This window comes from Nonomuraea sp. NPDC050022, assembly GCF_044460705.1.
Classification (GTDB): Bacteria; Actinomycetota; Actinomycetes; order Streptosporangiales; family Streptosporangiaceae; genus Nonomuraea.
Window position 1 is genome coordinate 208,023 of the sequence record NZ_JBITKE010000019.1, and the last position, 6,000, is coordinate 214,022.

The 6,000-nt window shown below is 65.8% G+C and carries 3 protein-coding genes; 2 read left to right on the forward strand and 1 reads right to left on the reverse strand.

Annotated features, from left to right (window positions below):
* The first annotated feature begins 655 nt into the window (after positions 1-655).
* Together ACIBO2_RS53785 and ACIBO2_RS53790 are read left to right on the forward strand one after the other, a co-directional pair.
* A complete protein-coding gene (locus tag ACIBO2_RS53785; protein WP_358536113.1) occupies positions 656-2,596 on the forward strand; it encodes a DNRLRE domain-containing protein in 1,941 nt (646 codons plus the stop codon).
* A complete protein-coding gene (locus ACIBO2_RS53790) occupies positions 2,593-5,529 on the forward strand; it encodes a LamG-like jellyroll fold domain-containing protein (protein WP_397304936.1) in 2,937 nt (978 codons plus the stop codon). The genes ACIBO2_RS53785 and ACIBO2_RS53790 overlap by 4 nt, the downstream gene beginning before the upstream one ends.
* On the opposite strand, the gene ACIBO2_RS53795 is transcribed toward ACIBO2_RS53790, so the two are convergent.
* A complete protein-coding gene (locus tag ACIBO2_RS53795) occupies positions 5,439-5,855 on the reverse strand; it encodes an SMI1/KNR4 family protein (protein WP_358536158.1) in 417 nt (138 codons plus the stop codon). The genes ACIBO2_RS53790 and ACIBO2_RS53795 overlap by 91 nt on opposite strands.
* Positions 5,856-6,000: the final 145 nt, after the last annotated feature.

The following is a 6,000-nucleotide window of genomic DNA, read 5'->3' on the forward strand; positions in this document are numbered from 1 at the left end:
GGTGACTGAGGTGATTTCGGAGCTCGCGGGGTGGCCGACTTCTTGCACCGCGTGGGCCCTAAGTCTGTTCTTTAACCTTCGAGGTCGCGTTTGTCGGTCAGGGCCGTGGGCCGCTTGTTGACTTTCCCCAGTTCATAGCGGGGAGCGCGGCGCTGGGTGCGGGAGCCAAGCGGTCGTCCAAGGCCGGTTGGCGAAGCGAGACGCTAACATCGCCGAATGCCGAATCCAGCGGAAGTTGAACATGTCGATGTCACGGCAGCGTTGATCGCTGAGGGGTCCGGTGATACGGCAGGGTCACCGACCCGGATAAGGGGAGGCTGGTGCGTTACCGGGATCGATGACTCTGCGTCGCTGCTGATGAAGACTTGCAGGTCGTCGCACGTTTTGCGCCGCCCGACGGAGTCGACCTGACCGGCGCATCCGAGGATGAGGAGATATTCCGTGGGCATGCGTCTGCGGTAAGCGAAGATGGCCGGTGGGCCGCATTCGCGGGTTTCGGGCAAATCGCAGCGGTCGGTGTCGAGGGTGAGATCGTTTGGCAGACACGCCATCCCCACATGAGAGGCCGCCACGCCTGGCAACGGTGGTTACCACCTCACGGGAGCCGCTCACCTCGATCCCAGAATACGAGGAAGCTCTTACCAAATCCGTCTACGTGCCAGAACTCGACGAGCTGATCGAACCGCTGAGCGATGAGCTGATCGCTGCAAATGAAGGGCAGCGGGACAGCGGAGGCACTTTGATCGGAGTCGACAAGCTCTCCCCCGCAGTGCCGGATCCCGGCGATAGCGACGACACCACCAATCCAGACGGTGAGGACACGACACCGCCGCGGGTAGTGGCGACAGAGCCGAGCAGCGGCGCCACCGATGTCTCCCTGGGCTCCCAGCTCGGGGTAACGTTCTCGGAGGAGATCTTCGATCCAGAGTTCGTGGTGAAGAGCACGCAGGGTGCCCAGATCCAGGGCACTACCCTGCTGGACGCCACCAAGAAGATCGCGACTTTCACTCCCATGCAGCCGCTTCACCCCGGCGCAATGTACACCGTCGAGGTCTCAGGAGCGATCGACGCGTGGGAGAATGAGATGGTTCCCTACACCTGGTCCTTCCGCACCATCGATCAGGCGGCCGCCAACTGGACGTTCGACGAGGGCGCTGGAAAGACTGCCGCCGACTCGTCCGGCAACGGTCACAACGCATCGCTCAGCAACACCGCGGCCTGGATCGGCGGCAAGAGCAGGAACGCGATCTCCAACGTGCCGTCGCAGGCGCGGATCGCCGCCTCTCAGTCGGCGGCCACGCAGGGCAAGCCCGTCGAGGTCGTCGACGAGACGACCGCCACCAGCATTACTTACGCCCAGCCTGACGGGAAGACGTTCAAGACCGAGGTCACGACCGGTCCGGTGCGGACCAGGCAGGGCACCGGCTGGGCGTCGATCGACACCACGCTGGCCGAGCAGGGCGGCAAGCTGCGGCCCAAGGCTATCGCCGAGGACACGGCCGTGGAGATCTCCGCCGGCGGCACGGACCCGTTCGTGAAGATGTCCGTCGACGGCAAGTCGTACGCGCTGCGCTGGCCGACGCCGCTGCCGAAGCCGACGGTCAAGGGCAGTGTCGTCACCTACATCGACGCCGCGGGCGTGGGCGCCGACTTGGTGGTGACGGTGTTGCCGACCGGGTTCCGGCATGAGGTGGTGCTGCGTCAGCGGCCGTCCAAGCCGCTGGAGCTGCGCATCGGCGTCGAAGACGAGGGCCTGACCCTGTCCGAGGGCAAGGCCGGCCGGCTGCTGCTGAAGGGCAAGGACAAGAAGCTGGTCGCCTCGGCACCACAGCCGTCCATGTGGGACGGCAGCGCCAAGGGCCGTCACACACTGGCCGAGAGCTCCAAGGTCAACACCGAGGTGGCCACCAAGGATGGCCGCACCGAGCTGGTGCTCAAACCCGATCACCGGTTCCTGGCCGATTCCGCCACCACCTACCCGGTCCGGATACAGCCTCTGGCGGCGTCGACGAGCAGTGAGGACGTCACGCTCGCCAGCACCGACACGGTGGACTGGCCGGCGTCCCCCGGCAACCCGATCATGATCGCCGGCGTGCAGCAGGACCAGAAAATGCGCTCGTACCTGCGCTTCCCCACCGGAAGTCTGCAGGGCCAGACAGTGACCGACGCGAAGGCGTCGCTGTACAACTTCGAAAGCTCGGCCTGTGGAGCGTCGGTCGGTGACGGCCTTCAGGTTCGCCGAGTAACCGGCGCCTGGAACATCGACAACCTCTACTGGGCGAACAAGCCGGCCGCGACCACCGAGGACGCGCAGATCAACAAGGCCGGCTACGACCTCGCCTGCTCCGGCGGAGCTCAGCGCCTGGAGTGGAACGTCACCGGCATCGCCCAGGACTGGGCCGCCGGAGCCGCCGACCACGGCCTGGTGGTGCAGTCACCGACCGAGGGCACCGCGAACAACTGGCGCTACCTCACTGCCTCCGAAGACACCGACTTCAACCAGCCGCCCACGCTGACCATCACCACCAGCGGGCCGGTATCGAACCCGGTCGTCTCGAACCTCGCCATCACGCCATCACGCCGGCACAGAGCGTGAACGGCATCACCGTGACCAGTTCGCTCACCCCGCAACTGGCCGCCACCGTCGCCGACACCGCGAGCGGCCGTCTCAACGGCGAGTTCGAGGTCGAGCACGACCCCGCCGCGACCGGACAGGGCACCGGCCAGATCTGGGCCGGCGCCTCTGCGGTGACCGCCTCCGGCGGGCAGGCCACGGTAAGCGTCCCCGCGGGCAAGCTGGCCGATGGCTGGAAGATCCGCTGGCGGGCCCGCGCGGCCAATGTCACCGCGGCCACCGCCTCGGCGTGGTCGTCCTGGCAGACGGCCACCGTGGATGTGCCCAACCCGACGGTCGGCGCCTTCGCAGTCACCCCCTCTCAGGTGGTGAACGGCGTCACCACGGCCACCAGCCTGACCCCAGCCCTGCGCACCACGGTCACCGACCCGGCCGCACAGCCAGTACGAGCCGAATTTGAGGTTGAGCACGACCCGGCCGCGACCGGACAGGGCACCGGCCAGATCTGGGCCGGCGCTGTCGACAACGTTGCCTCCGGCACCCAAGCCGCGGCGACCGTCCCCGACGGAAAGCTGACCGACAGGTGGAAGGTGCGCTGGCGGGCCCGCGCGATCAACACCGCCACCACAGTCGGATCGCCGTGGTCGGACTGGCAGGCCCTGACTGTCGATGTGCCGGACCCGGTCTCCGAACCGGCCGTGGGCGCGCTCCAGGTCACCCCGTCCCAGCAGGTAGACGGCACCACCGTCACCCCCACCGTCACCCCGGCCCTGCTGGCCCAGGTGAGCGACCCCGCCGGGAAGCCCCTGCGGGCCGAGGCCGAGATCGAGCACGACCCGGCCGCACCCGAAGGCCAAGGGAACAGCCAGATCTGGACCGGTAGCGCCGACAACGTCCCGGCTGGCACCCAGGCGAACATCACGGTCCCGGCGGACAAGCTGGCCGACGGGTGGAAGGTGCGCTGGCGGGCTCGCGCGGTCTCGGCCACCGCCGCCTCTGCCTGGTCGGATTGGCAGTCCTTCACTGTCAGGTTGCCCAAGCCCACCGCCACTGGCTTGACCGTCACCCCGTCGAAGGTGGTGGAGGGCGTGACGGTGACCACCGCGCTCACCCCCACGCTGCAGGCCACGCTCACCCACCCGACTGGCCAGGCGCTGCGGGCCGAAGCCGAGATGGAGCACGACCCGGCCGCGACCGGGCAGGGCACCGGCCAGATCTGGACTGGCGCCGTGGATAGCGTGGCCTCCGGCACCCAGGTGAGCATCGCGGTCCCGGCGGGCAAGCTGGCTGACGGATGGAAGGTGCGTTGGCGCCTGCGCGCGGTCTCTGACCAGGCCGCCTCGGCCTGGTCAGACTGGCAACAGGTCACCATCGACGTCACCCAACCCGGCGAAGAGCCCCTGGCCCAGACCTCCGGCCCGGCGATCCGCAGCGACCAGAGCTTCACCACGGCCGCCTGGCTGCGCTGGAGCAATAAGGATGGCGACTACATCGTCCTCGAGCAGAAGGGCACCCACCAGGCGCCCTTCCGCCTCGGCAATACCGCCGATCATGGTCTGGTATTCACCTTCACCAGCACTGACGCCACCAGTGCGACGGTCGAAGGCGTGTTGTCCGGGGTCGAGTCGCCCGTCGATGAGTGGTTCCACCTAGCGGGCGTGTACGATGCGGACACCCGCACAGCCACCTTGTACCTGAACGGGGCACAGTCCGGGACCGCGCAGTTGTCCTTCCCCGCCTGGAACGCCCAGGCCTCGCTACGGATCGGCGCGGCGATGGCAGGGAGCATCGACGAGGTCCAAATCTACCAACGCCCGTTCAGCGCTGATGAGGTCGCCAGTGTGATGGCCCCGGCTCTGACGCCTGTGGCTGTGCGCGCACAGCAGGAGACCGCGTCTACCCAGGCCGTGGCTGCGACCGGCGACTTTGATTACGAGCGCATCAATCTGCAAACATGCCAGGTCAGCGGAAGCGAAACCGGGCATGGCGAGTACGATGCGCGAATCCGCGAACTGCCGTACAACTCCTGCTGGTCCTCCTACCTCCAAGTAAACGACTACGTAGAGGACGAGTCGAGCGGCAGATTGGTGAAAGCCGGCTGTAAAAGCCTGTTCAAGAATCCGGTCTTCAATTGGGCCTGCAAGCAGCTGGATGAGCCGTTCGATGAAGACCTCGCCCTCCGCTTCCGGGCCACGGTAGTCATCCACAGCTATCTCGGAAACGCGACCGGAACCGGTGTGGTGGATGGGGCCGGAACCGGCATCAAGCCGACGGACATGAAGATGTTCATCCAGCTCGATGATTTCGCGCTCATCGGTGAAGACGGGCGTGTGGTCAAGCCCGGGAACCAGTTGAGCGACCTGCCCATCACAACGAGACTGGATATTCCGGATCCTCCTCTCACAAATGAGGGCTGCACTACTGGCGACGGAGAAAAGAAGAAGGATATCTCTACATGGCAATCCAGCCCGTACGATACCTTCAACATTCGAACGGCCATCGATAATCCGGGCGTAATCACCTGCGCGTTCCATCCCGAGGTCGTGCTCTACACCGACCTTGGGCGGGAGTGGTTGCGCCTGCCCCTCTTCAGCCAGAAGGTCATTGACGTCAAGGGCGAGTGGGTCGGCGTCGCACGCGAGGGTAAGGACGTGCCCGCGGGCTGGAAGCGATGGATGCCCCACTTCCGCTGCGACAGCCTCGCGTTCGGCGCGGGTGACCCGCAGGTCGAGGATCGCGTCGGCGGCTGCATCAACACCAGATCGAAACGCGTATTCGTTATGTCCACCAGAAGCGGCACGGAATTCCCAGAGACAGCCCAGCACATCAAGGACGCTCTCAACCCCGCAACGAACAAGAGTACCTACCCGCCTAAACGTGAAGGAGAGTACGAGGTCCCGAATCCGCCGAGCAGGGCTGTCCTCGGCACTGAGCAGCCCAAGCGCATCCCGTAGAGCTCGTCCGGCACGCTCCATGAGTTCTCCCGCTTGGGTGCTGACCAGCTCTCGGCGATCGGGGGATCGACATCGCGGAGCCAGCCGACTTCTTTGACACGCAGCAGACAGCAGTCATCGTCGCTGCCCCACCCGTTGGCGAACAGGAGAAACTGCCGGTAACCTGGCGGCAGCTCCATGCCCAGCCGCTCTTCAAGCTGGCGGACCTCTGCTTCGGTAGCCGGGGGATGCAGATCGCCGAGTGGACTGACTGTCGGGTAATCAGAACTTTTGGTAACCGGAGGCCTTACAGGGAAGCGTTCAGACCATGCGTACTGGGCACTCATGTAAAAAAAATACCCCGTTTCGAGTGGCTGCTGCACGTGCAGCACAAAGCTAGCCTCGATGTTTCGTGAGGGTGGTTGGGTCGCGTACTGACTTGGGCCACCTGCGTGTTTTCAGCGGTGGGTCAGCCAGGCGGCCCGGCTATCG